General features: G+C 53.5%; 2 protein-coding genes. Both read right to left on the bottom strand.

The features are described from left to right. Positions 1 to 399: transposase (locus tag IVW53_16170; GenBank protein MBF6607093.1), on the bottom strand; the 399-nt coding region annotated here is incomplete at its 3' end. Positions 400 to 607: 208 nt separating this feature from the next. Further along, positions 608 to 1,066: a helix-turn-helix domain-containing protein gene (locus IVW53_16175; protein ID MBF6607094.1), complete on the bottom strand. Its 459-nt coding sequence runs from the start codon at positions 1,064 to 1,066 to the stop codon at positions 608 to 610. Positions 1,067 to 1,114 lie beyond the last annotated feature (48 nt).

Raw genomic sequence — 1,114 nt, forward strand, 5'->3', positions numbered from 1 at the left:
TGCTGTTTGTTGGGCTAAGGTCTCTGTGTCTGGAATGCGTCGGTCAAGACACTGCTGCCCTAACGCTGATAGCTCTATCTCCGCCATGTTGAGCCAACTTCCATGTTCTGGTGTGTAGTGCCACTCGATCCGCTCCGAGATACGCCTGGCCTCCTGTGGTGAGAAGCATTCATACAGCACCCATGGCCCATGCGTGTTGAGGTTGTCTGTTACCAGCACTACCATCTCTACCTCTGGGGCTGGATACCATTCGTCCACCATTATCTTCAGCAGTTGCGCGAAATCTGCTCCTGTGCGCTGTTCGGTAACTCGTACTCTACGCTTGCCTGCCAGTGGTTCAGTGGCTATGAAGATGTTTGCCGTCCCTTCCCGTTTGTACTCGTAGTCCTCCCTCAGCACTTGCCCCTTTTGCCTGGGTTGCCTTCCTTCCCCTCCTGAGCCGGACACATCGGCAATGGCTCACGTCCCTTCGTGTGAGAGTGTAGTACCTTGCTCTTCTCGTCTACACATACCTGCGGACGAGCGGGATCATATGGACGCTGGTACACGCAGAGCACATCTTCCATTTTGGCAACGAAACGAGTATTAGGCTTACCTGCTGCCCCAGCTATGCACCACTCCTTTTTCTGCCACGGCTTGAGTTCGTTTTTTTCAGAATATCGAGCACTTTGGTGTCGGAGATGTACTCTGTATATCCGAGCAGTACCATCTGGTCAGCCAGAAGCTGCAAAGTCCAGCGTGCTCTACCATCAGGCGGTGTTGAGCAGGCCAGCATGGTAAGATTGGCCTCTGTCTCTCCTGTGTGCAGTGGGGGACGGCCTGGCCTCTTCTTATCGTATAATGCCCTGTGTACACCCTCTGTGCAGCACAGGCGGCGTATTCGTTCCACGGTAGGTTTGCTGATGGAGAGGGCATCCACAATCTCAGCATCGCTCTTGCCTCTATCCGCCATTAGTAAGATGCGTGAGCGGTTGAGCACACGAGCCGCAGCCTTGCCCGTGCGGGTTAGTTGTTCCAGTTCGACGCGCTGCTCGTCGCTCAACTGGATGGCATGTTTTGTTCTCATGCCCTAAGTTTATCATTAACCGTTACTATTTAGCTGGTAAGGTACTAG

It is taken from the genome of Chloroflexota bacterium, assembly GCA_015478725.1.
Taxonomy (GTDB): Bacteria; Chloroflexota; Limnocylindria; order Limnocylindrales; family CSP1-4; genus C-114.

Coding starts and splice junctions, on each gene's coding strand:
- IVW53_16175 (MBF6607094.1), bottom strand. CDS start 1,066: ATGAGAACAAAACATGCCATCCAGTTGAGCGACGAGCAGCGCGTCGAA.